Below are 26781 nucleotides of genomic sequence, written 5' to 3'. Positions count from 1 at the left end.
TCAGGCGCGATGCCGTTCCTCAAATTCATAGCCGTAGTCATAAGACTTCAGCGGTGTCGGAGACAGCTCATACGTGGCTTTGCGCAGGAAATCCATCATCTTGCGCTTATCCTTGCTGAGTGGGTCCAGAACATCACGGGTAATCGGCTCGCCGATCACGACTTTCACAGGGGTATCGACGCGTTTCTTGAACTCCTTGATCAGCAAACCCATCCGCAGAGTATTGTGCAAATGGCTGGCGATCTGGAACAGACGAGAGGTGTGGCCGTCAAAGAAAACCGGCACCACTGTCGCGTTCGATTTGGCGACCATCCGAGCGGTAAAGCCCCGCCAACCAGGGTCCATAGGGTGGTCGAACGGCGTGAGGGCCGTGCTGACGGTGCCGCCGGGGAAGATCCCGATCGCCCCACCGTCGCCAAGATAGTTCAAGGCGGTTTTGCGGGTCTCAAGGTTCAGCTTCATCGCCTCTTTCGTCTCATCAAAAGAGATCGGCAGGATGATGCGGTTCAGATCTTCTGCCTTGCGGAACACGCGATGGGCCAGAATCCGAAAATCGCCGCGCGTTTCAGACAGGATATGCCCCATCATCAATCCGTCCAGAATGCCGTAAGGGTGATTGGCAATCAGGATCAGAGGGCCGTCCTTCGGGATATTCGACAGCGCCCCACCTGCAACATCCAGCGTCAGCCCGTAGCGTTCGACCATGACGGCCCAGAAATCGCGCCCCTTGGCGACGTCATGTTCATACCCGTCCGCACGCTTGATCAGGCGCATGCGGCCTGTCGTGTTTTCCATCAGCTTGATGACCATCCGACCGCCCTTGGTTTCGGCGGAATGGGCATAAGAAATGTCTCGAACGACATGACGGCGCGAGGGCATCTGAAGACTCCGGAACTAACTGCCTGCATTATACGTTAAGCGGAGATTTTGCCTAGCGAAGGTGACAGGTTTGTGACGCCTCATTCCGCCGCAGCGCGCATCTCGGGCCCGCCGCTGCGGATCGTTGCCAGCAGCTCCTCGCGCCGCTTGGCCGCATTGGCTTCGTTTTGCATCAAAACAGGGCCAAAACCACGGATATCCAGTGGCAAACGGGCCAGTGCAACAATCGCCTCCTGCGTGTCGTCCGTTGCCAGAGGCAGGACCTCTTTCATGTCCTGTTCGTACTGTTTGATTAGCGCGCGTTCCATCCGCCGCTCGGCTGAGTAGCCGAAGATATCCCAAGGCGTGCCGCGCAAACTCTTCAACTTGGCCAACAGTTTAAGAGGCCCAAGCATCCATTCTCCAAAGGCACGCTTGCGCGGCCTGCCATTGCTACCCTCCCCACCAAAAATGGGTGGGGCCAGATGGAAGGTCATGTTGAAATCACCGTCGAACTCGGCAACAGCCTTGTCCCGACTGGTGAGCAACAGGCGCGCGACTTCGTATTCATCCTTGTAAGACAACAGCTTGTGATAACCTTTTGCCACGGCCTCGCGCAGCGTTTCATCTGCAATACCGTCCACCAGCTTGCGATAGCGTTTCGCCAGTCGGGTCGACTGGTAGTCGGTCAGGTGCTGCGCCCGGAAGTCGATCATTTGGTCCAGGGTCTTCGGCAATTCCGAAACGGAAGGTGCCAGCATCGCCTGCGCTTCCTCCGGGTGCAGAACCGCCCACCGACCCACGTCAAAGGCCCGTTTGTTGCGTTCTACGGCGGTTCCGTTCAGCTCAATCGCAGTCATGATCGCCTCATGACTGACGGGCAGAGTCCCGCGCTGCCATGCAGCGCCGAAGACCATCATGTTGGAGTAGATCGAATCGCCCATCACGATCTTGGCCAGATCGGTCGCATCGAACAGGCTCACCCCGTCTTTCAGCCGCGCTTGCAGCGCAAGCTCCAACTGGTCGCCCGGAATGCGGAATTCGGTATCGCGGGTGAAATCACCGGTCACCGTGCTGTGGTTGTTGACCACTGCGCCGGTCTGTCCGGACCGTGTCAGACCCAGGGTTTTTGCCCCGGCCGAGACCACGAGGTCACCGCCGATCAGCGCATGCGCTTCGCCGGTTGCGACACGAATGGCGCTGATATCCTCCGGCCTGTTCGCCAGACGGCAATGGATGTGAACCGCGCCGCCTTTTTGGGCGAGGCCGGCCATCTCCATCATACCCGCGCCTTTGCCGTCGATCTGCGCCGCTTGCGCCAGAATAGCTCCGAGGGTCACGACACCTGTGCCACCAATTCCGGTGATAACCACATTATGCGTACCCTTGATTTGCGGCAGTTCAGGTATGGGCAGATCGGGCAGATCAAGCTGTTTGGTCGCCTCTTTCCGGATCTTTGCCCCTTCCAGAGTGACAAAGGACGGACAGAACCCGTTCAGGCACGAGAAATCCTTGTTGCAGCTGGATTGATCAATCGCGCGTTTGCGGCCCAGTTCGGTCTCCTTGGGCACGATTGAGACGCAGTTTGACTGCACCCCGCAATCACCGCAACCTTCACAAATATCGGTATTGATGAAGACGCGCTTGTCCGGGTCCGGAAACTCACCGCGCTTGCGGCGACGGCGTTTTTCAGCCGCGCAGGTCTGGACATAGACGATGACCGAGACGCCCTCGATTTCGCGGAACCGATCCTGCACTTTCATCAACTCAGCGCGTTCAAAGCTCTCTACACCCGACGGCAGAGCCCCAAGGTTAACGTCTTCCTTTTCATCATAGACCAGAGCCACATGCTGCACGCCCATGGCCTTCACCTCGTCCACGATCCGTTCAGCGGTCAAATCACCTTCGTTCCCCTGCCCGCCAGTCATCGCAACCGCATCGTTGAACAGGATTTTGAAGGTGATGTTGGTGCCCGCCGACAGCGCCGCGCGTATCGCCTGCACGCCGGAGTGGTTATACGTACCGTCACCCAAGTTCTGAAACACGTGTTTGGTGGTCGAAAACGGAGCCTCACCAATCCAGTTCGCACCCTCGCCGCCCATCTGAGTGAAGCCGGTCGTCTCCCGATCCATCCACTGCACCATGTAGTGGCATCCGATGCCTGCATAGGCGCGGCTACCCTCTGGCACTTTGGTTGAACTGTTGTGCGGACAGCCCGAGCAGAAATAGGGCAACCGCGTCGCGATTTCTTGCGCGTTGTCTGCACGCCGCGCCTCTGACAGTTTGGCGAGGCCTGCGCGGACGCCATCCGTTTCGCGCCCCTCTTCAATCAGGATGTCACCCAGCTTTTCGGCAATCATGATAGGGTCCAATGCGCCGCGTGTGGGGAACAACTCCTCACGATGCAGCGTTCCGGCGCCGCCCTTGTACCAGCCATAAACGCGGCGACCCCGGCGGTCGTCAAAGATCGCTTCTTTGACCTGCACCTCGATCAGCTTGCGCTTTTCCTCAACGATCACAATCAGGTCCAGTCCTTCGGCCCAATCATGGAACCCGGCCATATCCAGCGGGAACGTCTGCCCGATCTTGTAAGTTGTGATGCCCAGCCGTTCTGCTTCGGCCTCATCAATGTTCAGCAAAGACAGCGCGTGGGTCAGGTCCAGCCAGTTTTTACCCGCCGCAACGAACCCGATCTTGGCCCCCGGCTTGCCCCAGACGCGTTTGTCCAGCTTGTTGGCATGCGAGAACGTCTCGGCCGCGAAACGCTTGTAGTCGATCACGCGGGCCTCTTGCAGATGCGGCGTATCGCCAAGACGGATGTTCAAGCCACCTTCGGGCATGTCGAATTCGGGGATCACGACGCCCATCCGGTCGGGCCTGCCATCGACGACCGAGGTCACCTCAATCGTGTCCTTCATTGTTTTCAGACCAACCCAGACACCGGCAAACCGGCTGAGCGCAAAGCCGTAAATGCCGTAGTCCAAAATCTCCTGCACGCCTGCAGGGCTGACCACGGGCATATACATATCGACCAGAGACCACTCCGACTGGTGCAACACGGTCGAGCTTTCGCCTGTATGGTCATCCCCCATTGCCATCAGCACACCGCCATGTTGCGCGGTGCCCGCCATATTGGCGTGACGCATCACATCGCCCGACCGGTCAACCCCCGGCCCCTTGCCGTACCAAAGACCAAAGACGCCGTCATACCGGCCATCGCCGCGCAGGCCCGCCTGCTGGCTGCCCCAAAGCGCGGTGGCAGCCAGATCCTCGTTCAAGCCGTATTGAAAGGTCACATCGCTTTCAGCCAGATAGCGCTGGGCGCGCATCATCTGCTGATCCACCGCACCCAAAGGTGAGCCACGATAGCCTGTCACCAGTCCGGCGGTGTTCAACCCGGCCTGTTGATCGCGGGCCTTCTGCATCAACATCAGACGCACAAGCGCCTGTGTTCCGTTCAAAAGAACGGGTGATTTCTCAAGATCGAAGCGGTCGTTCAGCGTTATGTGTGGCTGACTCATCAGACGTCTCCCCTCGTCAGATCAGTGTGCTTTATATTCACGCATTTTAGGTCATAATTATTGACCTGTATAGCCATTATCCCCTGAATCCCAAGGATTTCATGGTTTGATTGTGGAACTTGTTACCTATTTCATATAGGGCTTCACGAGGATAACGAAAGTTGCGGCGATGGATTGGGACAAGCTTAGAATATTTCACGCGGTGGCCGATGCCGGCAGCCTGACCCATGCGGGGGACAGGCTCAATTTATCTCAATCCGCCGTGAGCCGTCAGATCCGCGCGCTGGAAGAATCACTCGATGCGACCCTGTTCCACCGCCACGCACGCGGTCTGATTCTAACCGAACAGGGTGAGTTGCTGTTTGATGCAACCTCGGCCATGTCCAAACGTCTGGACGCCGCCGCCGCGCGCATCCGCGACAGCGAAGAGGAAGTGTTCGGCGTCCTGCGCGTGACCACCACATTCGGCTTCGGCACCCTGTGGCTCGCCCCACGCCTGCCTAAGCTCTACGAACAGTACCCCGATTTGAACATCGACCTGATGCTCGAGGAACGTGTTCTGGACCTGCCCATGCGTGAGGCCGATGTCGCCATCCGCATGAAGGAGCCCAGCCAGGCCGATCTGATCCGTAAACGCCTGATGACCGTTCAGATGAAGCTCTATGCCACGCAGGAGTATCTGGAATCCCATGGCGGAATGCTGAAATCGCTTGAAGAGATCAAGGAACACCGTCTGATCAGCCAGACACCCTCGGCCCCGCAGGTGGGCGCAAGTGCGGCGATGGTGCGCCATCTGATGACCTTCAATCCGGGGTCCTTGCTAACCGTGAACAACTATTTCGGCGTTCTTCAGGGCGTGTTGCACAATTTGGGAATTGGCGTCCTGCCCGACTACGTGACGCAGGACTTCCCGCACCTCGTTCCGATCTTATCAGAAATCGAAAACGCGGACGTTCCCGTTTACCTCGCCTACCCGGAAGAATTGCGCCATTCCAAGCGGGTCGGAGCATTCCGCGACTTCGTTCAGGACGAGATCATCGCGCAACGCAAACAGCTGAAAATGATGGGTAAACTCTAGCTATGCACTCGCAGCATAGCAGCAATGCTGAACGATCAGATTAAAACTTCTTGAACGTTCACAAACCGACCCCTAAATGAGCTCTCGAAGGCGGTGATGCTGAAACGCTCATCATCTTCATACCTCCCTGTTGGACTATGGCCGAGCTTAGTGCTCGGCCTTTTTTTTGGCTTCTCCCAAATTCATTTTTTAGTTTTCCCCAATCTCACCGTCCAGAGCGATGAAATTTCTGGGAAAATCTCCGACACCTGCCTATGATCCGAAAAAACGTTTAAAAATTCGTGTTCGAGGACAGAACCATGATAAGCCCCCTCCGCCTTCTGGCGGCGATTTTTTCACTAATTTTAACGGTCGGACCGCTGCATGCACAAGTTGCGGGCACGTCGACCTCCAGTGCGCCTGCCACCGTCGATATCCCCGAGGACCTCACGCCCGAACAAGTGGACGATCTGGTCGCCCGTATGTCGGATGATCAGGTCCGCTCTATCCTGTTAGAGCGTCTGGACGCGGTGGCAGAGAAAAACGCAGCCGCTGCAGAGGATCGCGAGGATCCGATTACCGAGTTGAATGAAGTCTGGAGCGAAATGGTCGCCTCGTGGACGCATGTCATAACGACCGTCCCTAATATCTTCAGCGCGCAAGCCACCGCCATCAAGAATTTTGCGACCACATTCACCTCATTCGGTGCGTTGGTTTTGATGGGGCTGGTTGCTAGTGTTCTGGTTGTGGGCTTCATCGCCGAAAAACTGTTCGAGATTCTGACCCGCCGCTGGCATGTCCAGACCGAGGCCGAAGCCGAAGGCGATCTCTGGGGCGCTGCCCGCTATCTTTTCGGTCGTTTCTGTCGGGAAATCGCAGGGCTTGTAGTGTTCTACGTGGTCATCCGCGCGGTTGGACGTGGCCTGCTGACGCCCGAGCAAATCACATATGCCGGGCCGTTTGTGTTCTACCTGATCTGGATACCACGGCTGGGTGCCGCCGTCTCGCGCTTTGTGCTGGCGCCGAACAAACCTCATTTCCGTCTGGTCAATATCGACGATCACTGGGCGAAGTATCTGCATCGCAATCTGATCGGGCTGCTGATCCTGATCGGTTTCACCCTGTTCCTGCTGCACTTCAACAACCTGAACGGCATCACAGGGGATGATACGCGTATCGGCTTCTGGCTGAACGCAGGCATCCACATCTACATTGGCTTGATCGCATGGAAAGCGCGTGAAGGTCTGTCGCAGATGATGTTGGGAACTGACCCAGACCACACCAAGTTCGACGAGGAAGTGGCACACTATTACCCCTACTTCGCCATCGCGGTCTCGGCAGCGACTTGGCTGCTGGTCGAGTTCCTGGTGGCTCAGCGCAACCCGGCATCGTTGGCTCTGCTGGTTCAGGGCGCGCATTTCACGACCATGTTCTGGCTGTTGATCGCCCCGGCGCTCGACACACTGATCCGAGGGCTTGTCCGGCATCTGCAACCGCCGATGCAGGGCGAAGGTTCGGTGGCTGAACGCGCCTATAAGTCAACCAAGCGCAGCTACATCCGTATCGGTCGGGTTCTGGCGGGCATTCTTGTCATCTTGATGATCGCCAATGCCTGGGATCTCGATCTGCAGGAAATCGCTGGTGGAGACGCGGATTCCGGCAGCAAACTGGTGCAGTTCTTCATCATCATCGCCGTGGGCTACATCCTGAACGAGGTCGTCTCGCTCTGGATCAACCGCCGACTGGCGAAAGAGATGACCGCCGCGCAAAGCCCGGACGAAGAAGCCGGCGAAGGCGGCGGTGCTGGTGGCTCGCGTCTTGCAACGGTTTTGCCGCTGCTGCGGGTAACGGCTCAGGTGGCGATTGCCGTGATCTTCGTTTTGCTGGCCTTAGGTGCCCTTGGGCTCGACATCACACCGCTTCTGGCTGGTGCTGGTATCCTGGGTCTGGCCATCGGTTTCGGTGCGCAAAAACTGGTGTCTGACATCGTTGGCGGCATTTTCTTCCTGATCGACGATGCCTTCCGCGTGGGTGAGTATGTCGATGTGGGTGGCACCACCGGCACGGTCGAGAAGATCTCGATCCGCTCGATGCAGCTGCGTCACCATCGCGGGCCGGTGCACACCATTCCCTATGGTGAGATTCAGAAGCTGACTAACTACAGCCGCGACTGGGTCATCATGAAGCTGAAGTTCACCGTGCCTTTCGACACCGATCCCAACAAGGTGAAGAAGATCTTTAAGAAGATCGGCGCCGAGATGATGGAGGACGAGACCCACAAGGATGGCTTCCTTCAGCCGTTCAAGTCTCAGGGCGTGTTCGACTTTGACGATGTCGGCATGATTATCCGGGGCAAGTTTATGGCCAAACCCGGCAAGCAGTTCACGTTGCGCAAAGAGATCTTCAACCGCGTCAAGGCCGCCTTCAAGGAGAACGGAATTGACTTCGCCCGCCGCGAAGTGCGCGTTGCCATCCCCGGTCTGGATGACGCTGAACACCTGAGTGAAGACCAGAAAGCAGCCGTTGGCGCCGCCGCTGGAGCGGTCGCGCAGCAAGCGCAGCAACAAGACCAACAGAAGTAAACTCACCCGGCACGCGGCTGTCTCTGTCGCGTGCCGGTACCTCATTTGAGGCTCTGTACGATCCGCACAATTTGCACCTTTGTCCGGTTTGCAACAGGACAGCGCGCGGAAAGTGCCTTTTCTCTTCCCCCCGGCGGTCCCTTCCCCTAAAAGGCGCCAAACATTGCCATCTCGGGGACCGAAACAGGATGCAAGAGCCAGCCATCACACCTGATCTGATTGCCGCCCACGGGTTGAAGCCCGAGGAATACGACATGATCCTCGAGATCATCGGGCGTGAGCCGACATTCACCGAGCTTGGCATTTTCTCGGCTATGTGGAACGAGCATTGCTCTTATAAATCCTCCAAGAAATGGCTGCGCACCCTGCCTACATCCGGCCCTCAGGTGATCTGCGGCCCGGGTGAGAATGCGGGCGTGGTCGATATCGGCGACGGGCAAGCAGTTGTTTTCAAGATGGAAAGCCACAACCACCCGTCTTACATCGAACCCTATCAGGGTGCGGCAACCGGCGTTGGCGGCATTCTGCGCGACGTCTTCACCATGGGCGCGCGCCCGATCGCCTCGATGAACGCCCTGTCCTTTGGTGAGCCCGGCCACCACAAGACCCGCCAGCTGGTCAACGGCGTGGTCGAAGGTATCGGCGGCTACGGCAACTGCTTCGGCGTGCCCTGCGTCGGTGGCGAGGTCCGCTTCCACCCGGCCTACAACGGCAACTGTCTTGTGAACGCCTTCGCGGCAGGTTTGGCAGACAGCGATAAAATCTTCTACTCGGCGGCCTCTGGCGTCGGAATGCCAGTCGTGTACCTCGGTGCCAAAACTGGACGTGACGGTGTTGGCGGTGCGACCATGGCCTCGGCCGAGTTCGACGATACCATCGAAGAGAAACGTCCCACCGTTCAGGTCGGCGACCCCTTTACTGAAAAGCGCCTCATGGAGGCGACGCTGGAGCTGATGAAAACCGGCGCCGTGATTTCGATCCAGGACATGGGCGCGGCAGGCCTGACCTGCTCGGCCGTTGAGATGGGCGACAAAGGTGGTCTGGGTGTCCGTCTGGACCTCGAAAACGTACCGCAGCGCGAAGAGAACATGACAGCCTATGAGATGATGCTGTCCGAGTCTCAGGAACGCATGTTGATGGTTCTGAAACCCGAGCTTGAGGCTGAAGCTCGGGCCGTGTTCGAAAAGTGGGACCTCGACTTTGCCATCGTCGGAGAAACCATCGCCGAAGACCGCTTCCTGATCATGCACAATGGCGAGGTGAAGGCTGATCTGGTCCTGTCGAAACTCTCGTCGACCGCGCCGGAATATGACCGCCCATGGGTCGCGACACCCGAGGCTGAGGAATTGGCCGACGTCCCGCAGATCGACCCGATTGATGGTCTGCGTGCCCTGCTCTCTTCGCCCAACTATGCGGGCAAGCAGTGGGTCTATGAGCAGTATGACACCATGGTTATGGCCGACAGCGCCCGCACCCCGGGTCTGGGTGCCGGTATGGTGCGTGTTCACGGTACCGACAAGGTACTGGCTTTCACCTCGGATGTGACGCCGCGCTATGTCCGCGCCAACCCGGTCGAAGGCGGCAAGCAAGCGGTAGCCGAGGCTTATCGCAACTTGACCGCTGTCGGGGCCAAACCACTGGCCACAACCGACAACCTGAACTTCGGCAACCCGGAAAAACCCGAGATCATGGGCCAGTTCGTAGGTGCAATCCAAGGCATCGGAGCCGCCGTTGGCGCGCTGGATGTGCCCATCGTGTCTGGCAACGTCTCGCTTTACAACGAGACCGACGGTCAGGCGATCCTGCCGACCCCTACCATTGGCGCCGTTGGCCTGCTCAACCACACCGATGAGATCATCGGAAACGAGGTGCGCGAAGGTCACGTGGCCCTCGTGATCGGTGAAACCAAAGGCCATCTGGGCCAATCCGCCCTTCTGGCCGAGGTGTTCAACCGCGAAGAAGGCGATGCGCCCCACGTGGATCTTGAGGCCGAGAAACGCAACGGCGACTTCATCCGCGCCAATCGCGAGATGATCAAGGCCTGCACCGACCTGAGCGACGGTGGCCTAGCGCTTGCCGCGTTTGAACTGGCCGAAGCAGCGGGCGTTGGCGTTCACCTCGACGATGCCTCGACCGAGGTACTGTTCGGCGAAGATCAAGCCCGCTATTTGGTCGCCTGCAACTTTGATCAGGCCGAGGCATTGATGATTGCAGCCGGTCAGGCTGGCGTTCCCCTGACCTCAGTCGGTCGCTTTACGGGCGAAACTGTAAAGATCGGCAGTTCCGAAGCCCCTCTGGCCGAATTGACTGAGGTTTTCCGCCAAAGCTTTGCAACCGCGGTCGCCTGATCACACTACTCTTTCTACAAACCAATAGCCCCGCACCCTGATCGGTGCGGGATTTGCATATGTGAAAGACCTTCCACATCTTGCACGCGCCTTCCCATCGCTCTACATCTTGGGAAAGACCTTCAGGAGTAAGCCTAAATGCCGATGAGCGCCCACGAGATTGAAACCCTGCTGCGCGAGAGCTTTCCCAACGCGGAAATTCAGGTTGGCGGCAGCGATGGCGTTCACATGTCCGCCATGGTCGTGGACGAGAGCTTTCGCGGCAAGAACCGCGTCCAGCAACAGCGCGCTGTTTATGCGGCCTTGAAAGGCAAAATGGACGGCCCGGACGGTGACCTGCACGCACTTGCTCTAACCACCAAAGTTCCGGAGTAAAATGGAACATGCGATTGTAATCTCAATTGCGGTTTCCGTTTTTGTTTTGCTCATCGCGCTGTTGGCGCGGAACAACTCAAAGACTGGGCGCAAGACGAGGCGTGGATCGCCGCCCGGACAGGGATAACACCTCCTATATTCCTCCAATCAATCACATGACGCTACAATTAGCTCGGCAGAGACCCATATCCCCAAGGATACGCAAGATTACGCCAAAGCTATGATGCCGAAGAGCAAAGGAAACGCGAAATGACCGACGTGAAGACCCAGATCGACGAAACCGTCAAAGCCAATGACGTGGTGCTCTATATGAAAGGCACCAAAGAGATGCCTCAGTGCGGTTTCTCATCCCGTGTGGCAGGTGTGCTGAACTACATGGGCGTGGACTATGCCGATGTGAATGTTCTGGCCGACGAAGCAGTCCGTCAAGGCATCAAGGACTATTCGGACTGGCCGACCGTGCCGCAGCTTTATGTCAAAGGCGAGTTTGTCGGTGGCTGCGATATCATCACCGAAATGACCCTTTCGGGTGAATTGGACACTCTGTTTGATGAAAACGGTGTCGGCTACAACAAGGACGCAGCCGACAAAATCCGTGAGGCCAATGCCTAATCCGGCCTTAACGGCTGGAGCAATCCTGAAAAATGACCTGTTCACTGGCGGCGTTTGTCGCCAGGAAGCTCACCGTGGCATTCCACCCTTTTGATCGCAGGATATAGGTTCCGTTCGTATCCACGGATTCGTACCGAATGCCCGAACCGCTCTCGACCTGACGCATCGCGACCAGAGAATTGTCGACCATCGTTGCCGCGGCGCCTGAACCGTCCGATGCGTTGAAATAGGTCACTGGTAGCGGAATACCGTTCTCGCAGTTGAACGTCACCGTCAGTATGTCGATCTCGGCCATTGCCTTGGACGCACATACAAGGGCCACGGCCCCGCAAATCAAGCCGCATGCTCGTTTCATTTTGTTTTTTCCTCGATGTCTGATGCCAGGGCTTCGGCCCGTGCGGCCAATTCGGCCAGTGTATCCGTAACCGAAGGCGGCACGACAGCGACCTCGATCCGTTCGGGTTCGGGTGCAGGCGCGCTGCGTAGCGTTTGAAGCTCGGCCTCAGTTTCGGCCAGCTTCGCCTCAAGCGCTTTGACTTTGTCATCAGTCGCGGCTGTTTTATCCGCCAACATTAGACCGGCCATCAACAACATGCGGGATTCGGGCATACGCCCAATCTGATCCGAAAGCACCTGCGCTTCGTCATCCAGCATTTTCGCGGCGGCCTGCAGAAAACTTTCTTCCCCGTCCTGACAAGACACGTCAAACCCGCGCCCGCCGATATGAATGGTCACTTCGGGCATTACTCAACCTCACCTTCTGCCAGTTTCGCCTGCGATAGCAGAGGCTCAAGGCGCGCCAGAACAGCCCGTGCCTCGGCCGCATCGGTCGCTTGGGCAGCGCGTGTTGCTTCCAACTCCGCTACAGTCGCCTGATTCAACAGCTCTGCATCTTGAACACCCTCTTGCGCCGCAGCGCGTAGGGCATCGACAGAATTGCGGAGTTGCTCGTTCGCCTGCCGCATTCTCTGCAGGTCGTCATCAAGACGTGACATGGCAGCCCCGTGGCTTGCACGCTCGGCCCTCAACATCTCCAGCTCCGCGTTCAGCTCGGCCACCCTTTCGCTATCGGCCAATTCGGCCCGCAAACGGTTATTTTCGGCCTCAATGTCTCCAGCCCGCAAAATAGCAGCCCTCATCTCTTCAATCTCGGCCCGCAGCGTTGCCGGGTCTTCGCTACCTTCCAGATCGGCCCGCAATTGCGCGTTCTCGGCTTTCAGAGCGTCCAGTTCCTCGGTGTTTTCCAGTGCCGCCTTCGCCTCAGCCAGTTCGGCTCGCGCAGCCTCGACCGCAGAAAGCTTGGTTGCGGCTTCGGCCAACTCAGCCCGCAGTGCGTCCACATCGGCCGTAGGCTCTGGAGCAGCACGCAGCGCCTCCATATCGGCGCGCATACCGTCAACTTCCTGCTCGTGGCGTTCCTTCAACGAGGTCAGGCGCTCTTGCAGCTGCGCGTTGGCAACACGCTCATCATCCAGCGCTGCTTGCAAGCCATGATCTGCATCGCCCGCGGGTGCGCTTTGCAGGGCTGTCACGCCCGTGCCAATTCGCTCCATCGCAGCAAGAATGCGTTGCTGTAACTCTTCAATCTGGCTCATGCCCCTGTCACCTCTTAACCAAGGTTCATTCTGTTGCCGAACCGTCCGAATCAAGAATCGGTTCCGCTTGGGCCCAGTCTAGCGGAATGTGAGGGAAAATACCCACTGTTTGGTTTCAAAGGCTTGGACAGCTCTCTTCAAGCGGTGCGACCTTGTTTCGCCCGGTTCTGCTTGCACTTTGAGGGCTGAATGCTATTGAGCGCGCAATCTGCTTCAAACCCAAAGGAACAACGCCCGTGGACCTGACTGCGCTGCGCAATGCAAACCCCGAACACTGGGACAAAGCTGCGGCCATCCGCACCCTGACCCTTGACGCCGTCGCTGCCGCCAATTCCGGCCATTCCGGTATGCCGATGGGCATGGCCGATGTTGCGACCGTCCTGTTCGAAAAGCACCTGAAATTCGACGCCTCGGCTCCGAACTGGCCGGACCGCGACCGGTTCATTCTGTCGGCGGGTCACGGATCGATGCTGATCTATTCGCTGCTTTATCTCACCGGCCACGCGGATGTGACGCTGGACGAGATCAAGAACTTCCGTCAGCTGGGCGCGAAAACTGCGGGTCACCCGGAGAACTTCCTGGTCGACGGGATCGAGACCACAACTGGCCCACTGGGTCAGGGTATCTCAAACGCTGTGGGCTTTGCCATGGCCGAGGAAATCCAGCGCGCGCATTACGGCAAGAAGATCGTTGATCACTACACCTACGTGATCGCAGGCGACGGCTGCCTGATGGAGGGCGTCAGCCAAGAGGCGATCACCCTCGCCGGTCGTCATGAGCTGGGCAAACTGATCGTCTTCTGGGATGACAACAACATCACCATCGACGGCACCGTGGATATCGCCGACCGTACCGATCAGGTGCGCCGTTTTGCGGCCTCGGGCTGGCATGTTATCGAGATCGACGGCCATGATCCCCAAGCGATCGACGCGGCTATCACGCAGGCGAAAAAGTCGAAAAAACCTTCGATGATTGCCTGCAAAAGCCACATCGCTCTGGGTCACGCCGCACAGGATACCTCGAAAGGTCATGGCGCGCTGACAGACCAGGAGCAGCTGAAGGCCGCCAAAGAAGGCTATGGCTGGCCGCATGACGCGTTCGAAATCCCTGCCAATGTGAAATCGGCTTGGGAAGCCATCGGCGCCCGTGGTGCCGCCGAGCGTGCAGAATGGGAAGAGCGTTTCGCGCAAATCTCGGAACGCAAACAGGCCGAGTTCAACCGCGCCTATGCGTTTGAGGCCCCCAAGAAACTGGCCGGTGCGATCCGTTCGTTCAAGAAACAGATGTCGGAAGATCAGCCCAAGCTGGCCACCCGCGCCTCGTCCGAAAAGGTTCTGAACGTTGTGAACCCGATCATGACCGAGACCGTCGGCGGCTCGGCTGACCTGACCGGTTCGAACAACACCAAATCGGCTGATATGGGTGTGTTCCTGCCCGAAAACCGCAAGGGTCGCTACATCCACTACGGTATCCGTGAGCACGGCATGGCTGCTGCGATGAACGGTATGGCGCTGCATGGCGGTATTCGCCCCTATGGCGGCACCTTCATGGCCTTCACCGACTATGCGCGCCCGTCCATGCGTCTGGCTGCGCTGATGAAAATCCCGTCGGTCTTCGTGATGACCCACGACTCGATCGGTCTGGGTGAAGACGGCCCGACCCACCAGCCCGTCGAGCATCTGGCAATCAGCCGCGCGACGCCGAACACCTATGTGTTCCGCCCCGCCGACACCGTCGAGACCGCTGAAGCCTGGGAACTGGCGCTGACCTTCAAGGACAGCCCCTCGGTCCTGTCGCTGACCCGTCAGGGCGTGCCGACCGTGCGCAAGGATCACAAAGCCAAGAACTTGACCGCACAGGGTGGTTACGTTCTGGCGGAAGCCGAGAGCAAGCGTCAGGCAATCCTGATCGCTACGGGCTCTGAGGTTTCGCTGGCGATGGAAGCCAAAGCGATGCTTGAAGCCGAAGGCATCGGCACCCGCGTCGTCTCCATGCCGTGTATGGAGCTTTTCGCCGAACAAGACGAAGCTTACCGCAAACGCGTTCTGCCCGCCGGTGCTGTCCGCGTCGGTATCGAAGCTGCCGTTCGCGCCGGTGGCTGGGACCGCTGGTTGCTGGGTGAGCGTGGTCGCGAAGCCAAGGCAGGTTTCATCGGCATGTCGAGCTTTGGTGCCTCTGCTCCGGCTGGTGAGCTATATAAGCATTTCGGCATTACCGCCGAAGCGACCGTAGCCAAGGTCAAAGAACTTCTGGGCTAATCCAGCCTGCCACAAAATGAAAAGCCCCGGTCCACGCCGGGGCTTTTTTCTTACACGAAGATGATCACGGATTGCATTCCATCCACGATCAAATCGCCTTCTGTGTTCCAAACGCGCATGACCTGCGAACTATAGCCATCGCGGCCTGCGGTCAGTTGGTGCTCCAGTAAGAACCAACCGTCGCGTGTTTGAATATCCTCGGACAACACGTTGAAAATCCAGTTCATTGACGAATTTGGTCCGGGTTTCTTTAGCGTGGGGTAGATAGCTGGCGGTGGGAGGTCAGCGATTGCAATCAACCCCTCCGTCCTGTCCCACATCCGAGGATCGTTGTGTCGGGCCCAAAGGCGCAGATACCCACGTTCTGCCCCCATGAAAGGCAATTCACCCTCGACCTTTCTGACCTCAAAGTTTGCAAGGAAAGGTATCGGCGGTCGCGGCAAATCTGGGGGGAAATAATACTCCGTCATCTCGGGCGCATCTGCGGGTTTGGCAGGGCAGTCGAACGCGACATGGCTGTCTTGCGCGCGGCCAAAGGAAAATGTCGCTTGCGCCGCAACACTGCCACCGATTTCGGCACGAGCGTTGATGGTCGTCACATTGCGCCCCTCGCGCATAACTTCCGTTCTGACTTGCGGCGGATCACTGATCGGCGCCGTGAAATTGACCAGAGCCGATCTGAGGGGCGGTAAATCTTTGTGCCGAATGTAAACCGTTGACAGCATTAGGGCCGACGAAAACCCACCGAATGTTGTGCGGCCTTGCTTCCAGTTCTGCGGCACCTGGTAGCTGAGGCAATCGTCTTGCGCCTCAGCGGCGCTGAGGACATCGAACAGGGATGGCTCGGACATGGGAGCTCCACTTAGCTATTGGCACGTCGAGGATAATCTGACCGCAGGGGGAGGCCAGCAGGACCTAACGTCACCGCCTAGTGGTCTTTTGATGAACCTGAAAACGCCCCCATCACGGGCCCGATGACTTTGGTTGCCAGAGGGATCAAGACCATCCCCCAGGCCAGACCAAAGATGCCGTCCATCGTCGCCTTGGCGATCCACTCCGCCGCGGCCTCCCATTGCGCCGAGACCGAATGACCAACCGCATAAGCCCAGCCATGGATATGATGCCCAAGCCAGCCAAAGCCCAGAACCTCCATCCCGTGGATGACGATGGACCCGCCCACCCACAGCATGGCCGCCGTTCCGACGATCGACAGGGTTTTCATTACCGTGGGCATGGCCTTGACCAACCCGCGCCCCAGACCTCGACCCACCGGCGTCGGAGCGTTTCTGGCCAGATACAGCCCGACATCGTCCATCTTCACGATCAAAGCGACCGAGCCATAGACGGCCACCGTCACCCCCAGCCCAACAACAGCCAAAGTCGCCGCCTGCATCCACACATTCGGAGCCTCAATCGCCGCCAGCGCAATGGTCATGATCTCAGCCGACAGGATGAAATCCGTCTTGATCGCACCTTTGACCTTCTGTTCTTCAAGGTGGCCCGGATCGCGTACATCCATGTCCTTTTCAATGGCGTGGCTACCATGTGGGAACAGAACGTGGAATATCTTCTCAGCCCCTTCGAAACACAGATATGACCCGCCCAGCATCAGCAGAGGTGTAATCAGCCAAGGCGCGAAATTCGCAAGCAACAAGGCGACTGGTAGTAGCAGAATGAGTTTGTTGAAAACCGACCCACGGGCAATACGCCAAATGATCGGCAACTCACGCGCGGGCGCGAAGCCCTGTACGTATTTCGGCGTAACCGCAGCGTCGTCGATAATCACCCCAGCAGTTTTGGCCCCTGCCTTGCCAGCAGCCGCCACGACATCATCCACCGAGGCCGCAGCCACTTTGGCGATCCCCGCCACATCATCCAAAAGGGCCAACAGTCCGCTCATCGCGTGTCCTTTCCTGTCACCTGCCGCAAACGGACCCTACCCGATCCAACAGCTAGCGCAAGCGTTAGCGCAATCTGCCCAGGTTTGCGCTAACACCTTAAAAATATGCCGCTTTTGCCCTTTTGAGATTCCGGTTTCAAGGCTATATGGCCTCAAACGCAAGCGCATTTGGAGACGTCACATGACCATCAAGGTCGGTATCAATGGTTTTGGCCGCATTGGCCGCTGTACCCTGTCGCACATTGCCGCCTCGGGCCGCAACGACATCGAAGTGATCAAAGTCAACGCCACCGGCCCGCTCGAAACATCGGCGCATCTGCTGAAATATGACAGCATTCACGGCCGTTTCCCGCGCGAAGTTTCGATCGAAGGCGACACCATGGATCTGGGCCGAGGCCCGATGCAGATGTTCTCGACCTACGACATGAACGAACTGGATTGGGAAGGCTGCGACGTCGTTCTGGAATGCACCGGCAAGTTCAACGACGGCACCAAGGCAAAAACCCACCTCGATCGCGGCGCGCGAAAGGTTCTTCTGTCGGCCCCCGGCAAGAATGTCGACAAGACCATCGTGTTCGGCGTGAACCACAACACGCTGACCGCGAATGACAACATGGTCTCGAACGGCTCCTGCACCACCAACTGCCTTGCTCCGCTTGCCAAGGTTCTGGACGAAGGTGTTGGCATTGAACACGGTATCATGACCACCATCCATGCCTATACTGGCGACCAGCCGACACTGGACCGTCGTCATAGCGACCTGTACCGTGCCCGCGCGGCGGCGATGTCGATGATCCCGACCTCGACCGGCGCGGCGGCTGCCTTGGGCGAGGTTCTGCCCAACTTGAAAGGTCGTCTGGACGGCTCGGCGATCCGCGTCCCTACTCCGAATGTTTCGGCCGTAGACCTGAGCTTCCGAGCCTCGCGCGACGTGACCGTTGAAGAGGTCAACGCAATCGTTGAAGAAGCTGCCAAAGGCCCGATGCAACGCGTTCTGGGCTATGAGCCCGCGCCGCTGGTCTCGACAGATTTCAACCATACCGAGGAAAGCTCGATCTTCGCACCGGATCAGACCCGCGTGGTCGACAACCGCATGGTCCGCGTGTTGGCGTGGTATGACAATGAATGGGGCTTCTCGGTTCGTATGGCCGATGTCGCCGTCGCCATGGGACGCCTTAACTGATTTTCCCATGATCGCTTGAACAGCTTCGCCCGCTCAGGTTATCTGAGCGGGCGTTTTTGTTCGGGGCCCCCATGACAAATCAAATCGCCATCTGGCTGGCGCTGCTGATCCTTGGCGCAATCATGCTTGACTATGCCCTGTTCGGAACTGAGCATTTTCTGTTCCTCGGCAAGAAACTTTACGACTTTCTCGACTGGCTCGCCTTCTGGCGCTGAGCAAGGTTTTACTTGACTTTCTCGCCGATCTCGCTTTGTTAGCGCTAACTCATTTCGAGCAGAGACTCTGACGGAGCAGGACATGACACTTAAACTGGCCATTAACGGATTTGGACGTATCGGGCGCGGCGTTTTGCGCGCGGTTATGGAGTCGGGACGGACCGACGTTGAAATCGTTGCGATCAACGATCTGGCCAAGCCGGAAATGAACGCCCATCTGTTCGAGTTTGACAGTGTTCATGGCCGCTACTCCAAGCCCGTCACGCTGTCCGAGGCCGGTCTCGACGTCGGCGCGGGTCCGATCCGTCTGACCAGCGAACGCGATCCCGAAGCGTTGGACTGGTCGGATGTCGATGTTGGACTGGAATGCACTGGCGTATTCCGGACCCGGGAAGCGGCTGAACGTCACCTGAAGAACGGCTCCAAGAAGGTTCTGATCTCGGCCCCGGCCCGTGGAGACGGCGGCGTCAAGACGATCGTATTTGGGGTGAACGACTCCGAACTGACCGCTGAGGACACGATCGTGTCGAATGCCTCATGCACCACCAACTGCCTGTCGCCTGTTGCTGCGGCGCTGGATGCCGGATTGGGGATCGTGCACGGCAACATGACTACCGTTCACGCCTATACCGCAAGCCAGCCGGTGCATGACACCGCGGGCAAAGACCCCTACCTGTCACGCGCGGCGGCTCTGTCGATGATCCCGACAACCACCGGCGCTGCCGCAGCTGTTGGTCTGGTTCTGCCGCAACTGGCGGGCAAACTGACCGGTCAGGCGATCCGCGTACCGACCCCGAATGTCTCGGTGGTTGATCTGGTGGCCGAGGTTTCGCGCCCGACGACCGAGGAAGAGGTTAACGCCCTGTTTGTTGAGGCCGCTGCCAAAATCCCTGGCGTTCTGGCCGCAGAAAACCGTCCGCTGATCTCGATTGATTTCAACCATGATGCCCATAGCTCGACCGTGTCGCTGGCGGAGACCAAGGTCACGGATGGCACGCTGGTGCGCGTGCTGGCGTGGTATGACAACGAATGGGGCTTCTCGAACCGGATGCTGGACACAGCCGCCGCAATGGGCGCGTTATCCTAACCGCTCTTTTAGGGCCACGTTAACACGGGGCGTGACGAATTTCGACACGTCCCCGCCTAATCGCGCGATCTCTTTCACCAGTTTTGATGCAATGGCCTGATGCCGCGCTTCGGCCATCAGGAACACGGTCTCGATGGAATCGTCCAGCGCGCGGTTCATACCAACCATCTGGAATTCATACTCAAAATCAGCAACGGCCCGCAGCCCGCGCACGATGACCTGCGCGCCCACATCTCGCGCGCAGTCGATCAGCAGGTTCTCGAACGGATGCGCCACGATCTGGGTCCCGGTCTGTTCTGACAGATGCGCGCATTCCGCCTCGATCATGGCAACACGTTCTTCCAGCGAAAACAAAGGCCCTTTGTCGCGGTTGATGGCAACGCCGATCACCAGTTTGTCTACCAGCGCCGAGGCCCGACGGATGATGTCGATATGCCCCAAGGTGATCGGGTCAAAAGTTCCGGGATAAAGGCCAACCCGCATCACGCTCTCCTGCGTTCAAAAAAACTCGGCGACAGCAAACACAATCATGCTGCAGGTGCAAGAGGGCGTTATGCCCTGCCCCCCTCAATGCCCCATGATCATGCCCTGCAGGGCGTCTTTTTCCATTGCAAGCTCGGTCAATTGCGCCTTGACCACGTCCCCGAGGGTGACGATGCCGACAAGCCTGCCATCCTCGACAATCGGCATGTGGCGGAACCGGCCTTCGGTCATGCGTGCCAGAATATCTTCGACCGATTCCTGTCGTGTCGCAGTGATCAGGTCCTTGGTCATATAGCTATCGACCGATTGGTTCAGGCACCCGCTGCCGCTGGCCGCCAGTTCTCGGACGATGTCGCGTTCGGACAGGATACCGATGGCCGTGCTGCCTCCGTCCTCTGAGACAACAACTGTACCGATGCGTCTTTCCGCCAGTATCTTCGCCGCCTCGGACACAGTCGCGGATGGAGCGACGGTCACCACCTCATCGGTGGCTTTGGATGTCAGAATGGCTTGAACGAGCATAAAAAAACCTCCGGCAATAACGTACTGTTTTCCAAAGCGTTGCCGGAATGGTCATGTGTGTCAAGTTCCGGCTTCCGCCTCAAGCCGTGCAACTTCGTCGCGAATCCCACGGGTCAATGCCTGCGCAAAGCGGTTGAGGCGTTCGTTTCGCTGATCGCCCTGATGTCGAACCAGATGAAAGCTGCGGGTCAGACTGACTTGATCGGTCAACAACCTGCGCAGGTTCGGATGAAACGGAAGCGTGAAGTCATGCGCAACGCAGATCCCCGCCCCAAGCGCCGCCTGACGCAGCTGAACCGGTACCGAATTCGACGCAAGCGCCACCCGGTCGATCCCCAAATCATTGAGGTAGTCCAACTCGCGATCGAAGATCATATCCGGGATATAGCCAATCAAACGGTGGGCTTTCAGATCCTCGACCGTCTGGATCGGACCGTGTCGGTCCAGATAGTCCTGCGCCGCAACCAGATGCAGTTTGTAGTCGCTGACCTTTTGAACCAGCAGCTTGCCTGCGGTTGGAGCACTAACGGTGACAGCCATATCCGCCTCACGACGCGACAGGTTAATGATCCTTGGCAAAGCAAGAATTTGAATGTCCAAATCCGGATTCGCGTCGCTTATCTTCGCGCAGACTTGAGGCAAAAGGTAGTTTGCCGAACCATCCGGAGCACCAATCCGAATCTGACCACTCAGCGACTCGGTCGACCCAACCACTGCGCCAGCGGCAGCGCGCATCGCCTCTTCGGCTTGCAGACCGTGATCCAGCAGGCGTTCTCCGGCGGTTGTTAAAATGTAGCCTTGTTGCGACTTAGTGAACAGCTGCGCGTCCAGACTGCCTTCTAACCGGGCGATCCTCCGGCCAACGGTAGCGGGGTCAATCTTGAGAATCCGCCCCGCTGACGACAGGCTTTCCTCACGCGCGACGGCAAGAAAAACGCGCATATCATCCCAATTTGGCGTCATCCCGCCCCACCCCTTGCATTTTTGCAAAGCTCTTTTGAGACATTGCCTCTGTTCAGGTTATTTCTGCAAGCCTATTCTGCGCGCAAACATATCGGAGGAGTTTGCAATGCAAGATCTGACTCATTTCATCAATGGCGAGAACGTGGCCGGAACCTCGGGTCGCTTTGATGACGTTTTCAACCCGGCAACAGGTGAAGTTCAGTACAAATGCCCAATGGCAAGTGCGGCCGAAACCACCGCCGCGATCGAATCCGCCTCGGCCGCGCAACCCGCGTGGGGCGCGACCAACCCGCAGAAACGCGCGCGCGTCATGATGGCCATGGTCGGCCTGATGAACCGCGACATGGACAAACTGGCCGAAGCGCTGAGCCGTGAGCATGGCAAGACCATCCCCGACGCCAAGGGCGACCTGCAGCGTGGCCTGGAGGTGATCGAATACTGCATCGGCGCACCGCAAATGCTGAAAGGTGAGTTCACCGACAGCGCAGGTCCGGGTATCGACATGTACTCGATGCGCCAGCCTTTGGGTGTTGTCGGTTCGATCATGCCGTTCAACTTCCCGGCGATGATGCCTCTGTGGCACGTTGGTCCGGCGCTGGCCTGCGGCAACGCCGTGGTTCTGAAGCCGTCCGAGCGTGACCCCTCCGTTCCGCTGATGCTTGCCGAGCTGTTCATTGAGGCCGGTCTGCCCAAGGGCGTCTTCCAGGTCGTCAATGGCGACAAAGAGGCCGTGGACACCATCCTGGACAGCGAAATCATTCAGGGCGTCAGCTTTGTGGGCTCGACCCCGATCGCGCAATACATCTACAGCCGCGCAACGGCAAACGGCAAACGCGCGCAGTGCTTCGGTGGTGCCAAGAACCACATGATCGTCATGCCCGACGCGGATCTGGATCAAGCCGCAGACGCGCTGGTCGGCGCAGGTTTCGGCGCGGCGGGCGAACGCTGCATGGCAATCTCGGTTGCCGTTCCTGTGGGCGAAGAAACCGCAGACCGTCTGATCGAGAAGCTGATCCCGCGCGTCGAAAAGCTGAAAGTCGGCCCCTACACAGCCGGAGACGACGTGGATATGGGACCCGTTGTGACCGGAGCTGCAAAAGAGCGTATCCTCAGCCTAATCAACTCGGGTGTTGAGCAAGGCGCGAAGCTGGTCGTCGACAACCGCGATTTCAGCCTGCAGGGTTATGAAGACGGTTTCTTCGTCGGCCCGCACCTGTTCGACCACGTGATGCCTGACATGGATATCTACAAGCAGGAAATCTTCGGCCCGGTCCTGTCGACCGTTCGCGCAGGCTCCTACGAAGAGGCAATCGGTCTGGCGATGGACCACGAATACGGCAACGGCACCGCGATCTTCACGCGCGATGGTGACACTGCACGTGACTTCGCCAGCCGGATCAACATCGGCATGGTTGGCATCAACGTCCCGATCCCGGTTCCGCTGGCCTACCACACCTTTGGCGGCTGGAAGAAATCCATGTTCGGTGACCTGAACCAGCACGGCCCAGACAGCTTCAAGTTCTACACTCGCACCAAGACTGTCACGGCCCGCTGGCCGTCGGGCATCAAGGAAGGTGGCGAGTTCAACTTCAAAGCGATGGACTGATCCAAAACCAAATCTGTTCAAACCCGGCCGCTCTGGCCGGGTTTTTCATTGGCAGGGTTCCGCCAAGACCCTCCAAAACCCGGAATCTCACGATAAATTCAAACTGTAGAGGCTGGCTATTTGCGAGCCTGGCAAATATTTTCGGCGCAACTATATTTTCGAGCAGATAGAACCTCCGGAGGTCGCCTTGTCCAAATCCAACATGACTCGCCGTTCGGCCCTTTTGGGGGCTGCATCCGTTCTGGCCACACCTGCCATCGTCCGCGCGCAAAGTTCCGATGCGTTCCCGCAAAGCGAAGACGCGATCAGCACGCAACTGCCGGTACGCCGAAATGTCTCGTCCTTCTCGCAGCAGAACTGGCAAGACCATTTTGATCAGCTGGGTGCGGGCTGCCTGCTGGCCGACATCACCAGCCGCGCGGTTCACTATTGGGGACCGGACGGGACGTATAAACTGTATCCCAGCTCGGTTCCGATGAGTGAAGAGCTGACCAGACGCGGTTACACCAAGGTTGTCCGCAAAGCCGAAAACCCGACATGGACACCGACCGCCTCAATGCGGGAACGCGATCCGTCATTGCCTGTTCGGATAGAGGGTGGTGACCCCGGCAACCCGCTGGGCACGCGCGCGATGTATCTGGGCTGGCCAGCTTATCTGGTCCATGGAACCCACGACACCCGCAAGATCGGACGGCAGAGTTCCTCCGGCTGTATCGGCCTTTACAACCAACATGTGGAAGAGCTGTACCCGCTGGTCCAAATCGGTACGCAGGTACGTTTGGTCTGAGGTTCAAAACCGAGGAACAGCAAAGCCCCGGCCATCAGGACCGGGGCTTTTTGTTTGGCGGGGTGCCAAAGTTATTCAGGCAGAATAACCTCATCGACCACATGGATAACGCCATTGCTAGCTTCGATGTCGGCCTGCACCACATCAGCGCCATTCACGCGGACGCCATTTTTAGCGTTGACGCTCAGGCGATCGCCCTGAACGGTCAGAACCTTCGCGCGCTTGCCAGCGATATCACCCGACATCACTTTGGCAGGCACAACGTGGTAGGTCAGAATCTCAACCAGTTTGTCCTTGTTTTCCGGCAGCAGCAGGCTTTCCACCGTGCCTTCGGGCAGTGCAGCAAAGGCCTCATCCGTCGGAGCGAATACGGTGAACGGGCCGTTGCCCTTCAGAGTGTCGACCAGACCGGCGGCCTGAACGGCTGCGACCAGTGTGGTGAACGATCCCGCAGATACGGCGGTGTCAACGATGTCAGCAGCCTGAGCCTTGATCGGCATGGCAAGTGCAACGGCGGCGGCAGCGCCCATCAATGTGCGACGAAACATGGCTGTCTTCTCCTCTCCAGCTTGTTATGGAAAGGTTTACGGCGCATGTTTCACACCGGATCACTTTAGGATCACTGTTCTTTGATCTGCACCCAGATACTCTGCGCCCGGCCATCGTTCAAAAACGGTAGCGCGTCACACGCATCGGGGCGGTCCTGTTGCAGATAGTAGCCCGGCCAAAGCATTGAAAACGCTCCAGATTGCAGAAGGGCGTGCAACATGTACTGCTCACCCCAACCTGGACAGTCGTAGAAAAAACGCTTGGGATATTCGTAAGGTAAAAAAACATCATGCACGTGAATGACAACGCCCGGTTTTAGCGTCGGAATGATGCGGCAGAAGAGATGCGCGACGTCATTGCTCATCCTAACAACATGGCTGGAATCGATGAACAGAACGTCCCCCGCCTCAAGCTTTTCGAACAGAGCCGGATCTACCTCCTCAAGCCTTTTTTGTTCGAACGCATCGACCGCATGCGCGATATCTGCGCGCGGGTACGGGTCGATGGCTGTGATCTGCGTGTCCAACCCTCCGTCAAGAATGGCTTGCCGTGTCACGCGGGTTGAGTTGCCGCAACCAACCTCGATCACGCGTTTCGGTTTGAACCTGCGGATCATCAAATACAGAGCGTCAGCATCGGGGCTATCATAGTAGCCATTGCCCAGCTGGTATCCCGTCTGGTTCCGGGCTGGGTCCTTCAGGGCCTCCAGCGCCTCCTTGTACTGGCCGTATTCGGCGACCAGTTCTGCGATGTCGAAGCCTTCCATCCCTGGTGAAAGCGCGTAAGCGGGGCGCTCCAGCCCGCCTGCCCGCTCGAACGCCTTCAGCCGGGCGCGTTCGTCCTGTTCGGTCACCTTGTCGACCAGCTTCACCCCTAGCTCATCAAGGGCTGCGTTGATCTGCGGGAATTTTCTGGGTTTCACGAGGCCTGCTCCGTTATCGCATTGCTAACCGTTCCTTAGCGCCGCTTGCGGTCGCTCCGCAAGCGGCGCAGCGGCAAACCCTTGGCAAAACGTTGATTTACGTATTCACTGATTGCATTGGAAAACGGCAGGTAGGCCCATGCAACAAGATTTCACGATCGGCATTGAAGAAGAATACCTGCTGGTCGACCGCGACAGCCTGCACCTGGCCGAGGCCCCCGCCGCATTGATGGAAGCCTGTCAGGCCGATTTCGAAGGGCAGGTAAGCCCTGAATTCCTGCAGTGTCAGATCGAAGTTGGTACCCGTCCACACACGACCGTCAAAAGCGCGCGCGAAGATCTCAGGCGTCTGCGCTCTTGTGTTTCAAAGCGGGCCGCCGAGTATAACCTCAGCCCGATCGCCGTGTCCTGCCATCCGTTTGCAGATTGGAAAAAACAGCACCACACACGGAAAGAGCGTTACGACGCGCTGCAACACGCTTTGGGCGGCGTTGCACGGCGGATGCTGATTTGCGGGATGCATGTGCATGTGGGGGTCGAGGACCCGGCCCTACGCGCAGACCTGATGCCGCAACTCAGTTACTTCCTACCCCATCTGCTGGCGCTTTCGGCGTCCTCCCCGTTCTGGAATGGCGAGGATACGGGGCTTTCCTCCTATCGCCTGACCGTGTTCGACAATCTACCGCGTACGGGATTGCCGCCGGTCTACAACAGTTGGAGCGAATACGAACGCACAACCGGCGTCCTGGTCGAACTGGGCGTGATCGAAGACACCTCGAAAATATGGTGGGATCTGCGCCCCTCACATCGGTTCCCGACGCTGGAAACCCGGATTATGGACGTCCAGCCGCGGCTTGAGCACACCTTATCTCTGGCCGCCCTCGTGCAGGCGCTGACCCGTATGCTGTGTCGCCTCAAGGCCCGCAATCTGCGCTGGCGACAGTATGACCGCTTCCTGATCGGTGAAAACCGCTGGCGTGCGCAACGCTATGGGGTCGGCGAAGGGCTGATTGATTTTGGGGATCGGTCGATCAAACCCATGGCCGAGCTGATCGGCGAACTCATGGGAATGTTGGCTGAAGATGCTGAGGCGTTGGGGACCATGACCGAACTCGCCCGCCTGCGTCAGATTGCCGAGACAGGCACCTCGGCCACCCGCCAACGGCGCGTCCATGCCGAAGCTGTCGCGAAGGGCGAAGACCCAGGCCAAGCCGTTGTCCGCCATCTGATCGAAGAGTTTCACGCGGACCTCTAGCGAACTTTACACTCAAACAGCTCTCAGGATTGCTCATCCTGAAATAGTTCTGTAACGATTGCGAAATAAACAATCGTTCAATTCTTTGCCTGTGGGAGGGTGC

At 58.2% G+C, this 26781-nt stretch carries 24 protein-coding genes; 12 read left to right on the top strand and 12 right to left on the bottom strand.

Annotated elements, in window-relative coordinates; translation table 11 throughout:
* Both ACR0KL_RS00305 and ACR0KL_RS00300 read right to left on the bottom strand, forming a co-directional pair.
* Positions 1-879, bottom strand: a complete 879-nt coding sequence (locus ACR0KL_RS00305; protein ID WP_170675985.1) for a lysophospholipid acyltransferase family protein — start codon at positions 877-879, stop codon at positions 1-3.
* Positions 880-959: 80 nt separating this feature from the next.
* Entirely contained in the window at positions 960-4379 is a 3420-nt protein-coding gene (locus ACR0KL_RS00300; RefSeq protein WP_480776525.1) for an indolepyruvate ferredoxin oxidoreductase family protein, read from the bottom strand.
* Positions 4380-4548: 169 nt separating this feature from the next.
* Here ACR0KL_RS00300 and ACR0KL_RS00295 point away from each other — a divergent pair, with 169 nt between their 5' ends.
* The 5 genes from ACR0KL_RS00295 (at position 4549) to grxD (ending at position 11353) form a co-directional block, all read left to right on the top strand.
* Complete coding sequence (locus ACR0KL_RS00295; protein ID WP_170373615.1) at positions 4549-5457, top strand: LysR family transcriptional regulator; 909 nt, start codon at positions 4549-4551, stop codon at positions 5455-5457.
* A 299-nt stretch (positions 5458-5756) separates the two neighbouring features.
* The gene (locus ACR0KL_RS00290; RefSeq protein ID WP_170675983.1) at positions 5757-8018 is read left to right on the top strand and encodes a mechanosensitive ion channel family protein; all 2262 of its coding nucleotides are present in this window, start codon (positions 5757-5759) and stop codon (positions 8016-8018) included.
* A gap of 188 nt (positions 8019-8206) precedes the next feature.
* A complete protein-coding gene (gene purL, locus ACR0KL_RS00285; protein ID WP_170675982.1) occupies positions 8207-10366 on the top strand; it encodes a phosphoribosylformylglycinamidine synthase subunit PurL in 2160 nt (719 codons plus the stop codon).
* Positions 10367-10504: 138 nt separating this feature from the next.
* A complete protein-coding gene (locus ACR0KL_RS00280; RefSeq protein WP_170373612.1) occupies positions 10505-10741 on the top strand; it encodes a BolA/IbaG family iron-sulfur metabolism protein in 237 nt (78 codons plus the stop codon).
* Positions 10742-10990: 249 nt separating this feature from the next.
* Positions 10991-11353 (top strand): Grx4 family monothiol glutaredoxin, encoded by a 363-nt coding sequence (grxD, locus tag ACR0KL_RS00275; RefSeq protein ID WP_170458109.1) that lies wholly within the window; start codon positions 10991-10993, stop codon positions 11351-11353.
* Between the two features lie 7 nt (positions 11354-11360).
* Here grxD and ACR0KL_RS00270 read toward each other — a convergent pair whose 3' ends face one another.
* Genes ACR0KL_RS00270 through ACR0KL_RS00260 form a run of 3 tightly spaced genes read right to left on the bottom strand, consistent with a single transcriptional unit; the run spans position 11361 to position 12948 of the window.
* Complete coding sequence (locus ACR0KL_RS00270) at positions 11361-11708, bottom strand: MliC family protein (protein WP_170373610.1); 348 nt, start codon at positions 11706-11708, stop codon at positions 11361-11363.
* Positions 11705-12097, bottom strand: a complete 393-nt coding sequence (locus ACR0KL_RS00265; protein WP_170638781.1) for a cell division protein ZapA — start codon at positions 12095-12097, stop codon at positions 11705-11707. Before ACR0KL_RS00265 ends, ACR0KL_RS00270 begins: the two co-directional genes overlap by 4 nt.
* Positions 12097-12948, bottom strand: coding sequence for a hypothetical protein (locus ACR0KL_RS00260; RefSeq protein ID WP_170675980.1), 852 nt, complete (start codon positions 12946-12948; stop codon positions 12097-12099). Before ACR0KL_RS00260 ends, ACR0KL_RS00265 begins: the two co-directional genes overlap by 1 nt.
* 236 nt (positions 12949-13184) lie before the next feature.
* On the opposite strand from ACR0KL_RS00260, the gene tkt reads away from it, so the two are divergent.
* Entirely contained in the window at positions 13185-15206 is a 2022-nt protein-coding gene (gene tkt, locus ACR0KL_RS00255; protein WP_170373607.1) for a transketolase, read from the top strand.
* A 50-nt stretch (positions 15207-15256) separates the two neighbouring features.
* On the opposite strand, the gene ACR0KL_RS00250 is transcribed toward tkt, so the two are convergent.
* Together ACR0KL_RS00250 and ACR0KL_RS00245 are read right to left on the bottom strand one after the other, a co-directional pair.
* Positions 15257-16057 carry a thioesterase family protein gene (locus tag ACR0KL_RS00250; protein WP_170675979.1) on the bottom strand — a complete coding sequence of 267 codons (801 nt, stop codon included), beginning with the start codon at positions 16055-16057 and terminating at the stop codon, positions 15257-15259.
* A gap of 77 nt (positions 16058-16134) precedes the next feature.
* Complete coding sequence (locus tag ACR0KL_RS00245) at positions 16135-17106, bottom strand: DUF808 domain-containing protein (protein WP_170675978.1); 972 nt, start codon at positions 17104-17106, stop codon at positions 16135-16137.
* A gap of 181 nt (positions 17107-17287) precedes the next feature.
* On the opposite strand from ACR0KL_RS00245, the gene gap (ACR0KL_RS00240) reads away from it, so the two are divergent.
* The 3 genes from gap (ACR0KL_RS00240) (at position 17288) to gap (ACR0KL_RS00230) (ending at position 19591) form a co-directional block, all read left to right on the top strand.
* Positions 17288-18289, top strand: coding sequence for a type I glyceraldehyde-3-phosphate dehydrogenase (gene gap, locus ACR0KL_RS00240; protein ID WP_170467120.1), 1002 nt, complete (start codon positions 17288-17290; stop codon positions 18287-18289).
* A 71-nt stretch (positions 18290-18360) separates the two neighbouring features.
* The gene (locus ACR0KL_RS00235) at positions 18361-18504 is read left to right on the top strand and encodes a hypothetical protein (RefSeq protein ID WP_170458101.1); all 144 of its coding nucleotides are present in this window, start codon (positions 18361-18363) and stop codon (positions 18502-18504) included.
* 82 nt (positions 18505-18586) lie between these two features.
* The gene (gene gap / locus ACR0KL_RS00230; protein WP_480776524.1) at positions 18587-19591 is read left to right on the top strand and encodes a type I glyceraldehyde-3-phosphate dehydrogenase; all 1005 of its coding nucleotides are present in this window, start codon (positions 18587-18589) and stop codon (positions 19589-19591) included.
* On the opposite strand, the gene coaD is transcribed toward gap (ACR0KL_RS00230), so the two are convergent.
* The 3 genes from coaD to ACR0KL_RS00215 form a co-directional block, all read right to left on the bottom strand.
* A complete protein-coding gene (coaD, locus tag ACR0KL_RS00225) occupies positions 19583-20074 on the bottom strand; it encodes a pantetheine-phosphate adenylyltransferase (protein ID WP_170548987.1) in 492 nt (163 codons plus the stop codon). The two genes, gap (ACR0KL_RS00230) and coaD, sit on opposite strands and share 9 nt — an antisense overlap.
* 84 nt (positions 20075-20158) lie before the next feature.
* A complete protein-coding gene (locus ACR0KL_RS00220) occupies positions 20159-20596 on the bottom strand; it encodes a CBS domain-containing protein (RefSeq protein ID WP_170548990.1) in 438 nt (145 codons plus the stop codon).
* Positions 20597-20656: 60 nt separating this feature from the next.
* Positions 20657-21559 (bottom strand): LysR family transcriptional regulator, encoded by a 903-nt coding sequence (locus ACR0KL_RS00215; RefSeq protein ID WP_170638789.1) that lies wholly within the window; start codon positions 21557-21559, stop codon positions 20657-20659.
* 106 nt (positions 21560-21665) lie between these two features.
* Between ACR0KL_RS00215 and ACR0KL_RS00210 the strand changes: the two genes are divergently transcribed.
* Both ACR0KL_RS00210 and ACR0KL_RS00205 read left to right on the top strand, forming a co-directional pair.
* Positions 21666-23165, top strand: coding sequence for a CoA-acylating methylmalonate-semialdehyde dehydrogenase (locus ACR0KL_RS00210; RefSeq protein ID WP_170675975.1), 1500 nt, complete (start codon positions 21666-21668; stop codon positions 23163-23165).
* A gap of 202 nt (positions 23166-23367) precedes the next feature.
* The gene (locus tag ACR0KL_RS00205) at positions 23368-23952 is read left to right on the top strand and encodes a L,D-transpeptidase (RefSeq protein ID WP_480776640.1); all 585 of its coding nucleotides are present in this window, start codon (positions 23368-23370) and stop codon (positions 23950-23952) included.
* A 71-nt stretch (positions 23953-24023) separates the two neighbouring features.
* Here the strand turns inward: ACR0KL_RS00205 and ACR0KL_RS00200 are convergent, their stop codons facing one another.
* On the bottom strand, positions 24024-24500 hold the full coding sequence (locus tag ACR0KL_RS00200) for a fasciclin domain-containing protein (RefSeq protein WP_170373597.1): 477 nt from the start codon (positions 24498-24500) through the stop codon (positions 24024-24026).
* Positions 24501-24571: 71 nt separating this feature from the next.
* Positions 24572-25423 (bottom strand): class I SAM-dependent methyltransferase, encoded by an 852-nt coding sequence (locus ACR0KL_RS00195; RefSeq protein WP_170675974.1) that lies wholly within the window; start codon positions 25421-25423, stop codon positions 24572-24574.
* Between the two features lie 139 nt (positions 25424-25562).
* Here ACR0KL_RS00195 and ACR0KL_RS00190 point away from each other — a divergent pair, with 139 nt between their 5' ends.
* On the top strand, positions 25563-26678 hold the full coding sequence (locus tag ACR0KL_RS00190) for a carboxylate-amine ligase (RefSeq protein ID WP_170675973.1): 1116 nt from the start codon (positions 25563-25565) through the stop codon (positions 26676-26678).
* The last annotated feature ends 103 nt before the right edge of the window (positions 26679-26781 follow it).

The sequence above is a fragment of the Ruegeria sp. C8 genome, assembly GCF_056537565.1.
Note: the sequence above shows the minus strand (reverse complement) of the source record. Positions and strands in the feature narration are given on the sequence as shown.

Bases quoted from the DNA above. Each gene is read 5' to 3' on its own strand.
- ACR0KL_RS00265 (WP_170638781.1), bottom strand. From the start codon at position 12,097: ATGCCCGAAGTGACCATTCATATCGGCGGGCGCGGGTTTGACGTGTCT.
- ACR0KL_RS00305 (WP_170675985.1), bottom strand. From the start codon at position 879: ATGCCCTCGCGCCGTCATGTCGTTCGAGACATTTCTTATGCCCATTCC.
- gap (WP_170467120.1), top strand. From the start codon at position 17,288: ATGACCATCAAGGTCGGTATCAATGGTTTTGGCCGCATTGGCCGCTGT.
- ACR0KL_RS00210 (WP_170675975.1), top strand. From the start codon at position 21,666: ATGCAAGATCTGACTCATTTCATCAATGGCGAGAACGTGGCCGGAACC.
- ACR0KL_RS00205 (WP_480776640.1), top strand. From the start codon at position 23,368: ATGACTCGCCGTTCGGCCCTTTTGGGGGCTGCATCCGTTCTGGCCACA.
- gap (WP_480776524.1), top strand. From the start codon at position 18,587: ATGACACTTAAACTGGCCATTAACGGATTTGGACGTATCGGGCGCGGC.
- grxD (WP_170458109.1), top strand. From the start codon at position 10,991: ATGACCGACGTGAAGACCCAGATCGACGAAACCGTCAAAGCCAATGAC.
- ACR0KL_RS00260 (WP_170675980.1), bottom strand. From the start codon at position 12,948: ATGAGCCAGATTGAAGAGTTACAGCAACGCATTCTTGCTGCGATGGAG.
- ACR0KL_RS00215 (WP_170638789.1), bottom strand. From the start codon at position 21,559: ATGACGCCAAATTGGGATGATATGCGCGTTTTTCTTGCCGTCGCGCGT.
- ACR0KL_RS00235 (WP_170458101.1), top strand. From the start codon at position 18,361: ATGACAAATCAAATCGCCATCTGGCTGGCGCTGCTGATCCTTGGCGCA.
- ACR0KL_RS00245 (WP_170675978.1), bottom strand. From the start codon at position 17,106: ATGAGCGGACTGTTGGCCCTTTTGGATGATGTGGCGGGGATCGCCAAA.
- ACR0KL_RS00290 (WP_170675983.1), top strand. From the start codon at position 5,757: ATGATAAGCCCCCTCCGCCTTCTGGCGGCGATTTTTTCACTAATTTTA.
- ACR0KL_RS00190 (WP_170675973.1), top strand. From the start codon at position 25,563: ATGCAACAAGATTTCACGATCGGCATTGAAGAAGAATACCTGCTGGTC.
- ACR0KL_RS00270 (WP_170373610.1), bottom strand. From the start codon at position 11,708: ATGAAACGAGCATGCGGCTTGATTTGCGGGGCCGTGGCCCTTGTATGT.
- purL (WP_170675982.1), top strand. From the start codon at position 8,207: ATGCAAGAGCCAGCCATCACACCTGATCTGATTGCCGCCCACGGGTTG.
- ACR0KL_RS00220 (WP_170548990.1), bottom strand. From the start codon at position 20,596: ATGCTCGTTCAAGCCATTCTGACATCCAAAGCCACCGATGAGGTGGTG.
- ACR0KL_RS00200 (WP_170373597.1), bottom strand. From the start codon at position 24,500: ATGTTTCGTCGCACATTGATGGGCGCTGCCGCCGCCGTTGCACTTGCC.
- ACR0KL_RS00295 (WP_170373615.1), top strand. From the start codon at position 4,549: ATGGATTGGGACAAGCTTAGAATATTTCACGCGGTGGCCGATGCCGGC.
- ACR0KL_RS00280 (WP_170373612.1), top strand. From the start codon at position 10,505: ATGCCGATGAGCGCCCACGAGATTGAAACCCTGCTGCGCGAGAGCTTT.
- ACR0KL_RS00250 (WP_170675979.1), bottom strand. From the start codon at position 16,057: ATGTCCGAGCCATCCCTGTTCGATGTCCTCAGCGCCGCTGAGGCGCAA.
- coaD (WP_170548987.1), bottom strand. From the start codon at position 20,074: ATGCGGGTTGGCCTTTATCCCGGAACTTTTGACCCGATCACCTTGGGG.
- ACR0KL_RS00300 (WP_480776525.1), bottom strand. From the start codon at position 4,379: ATGAGTCAGCCACACATAACGCTGAACGACCGCTTCGATCTTGAGAAA.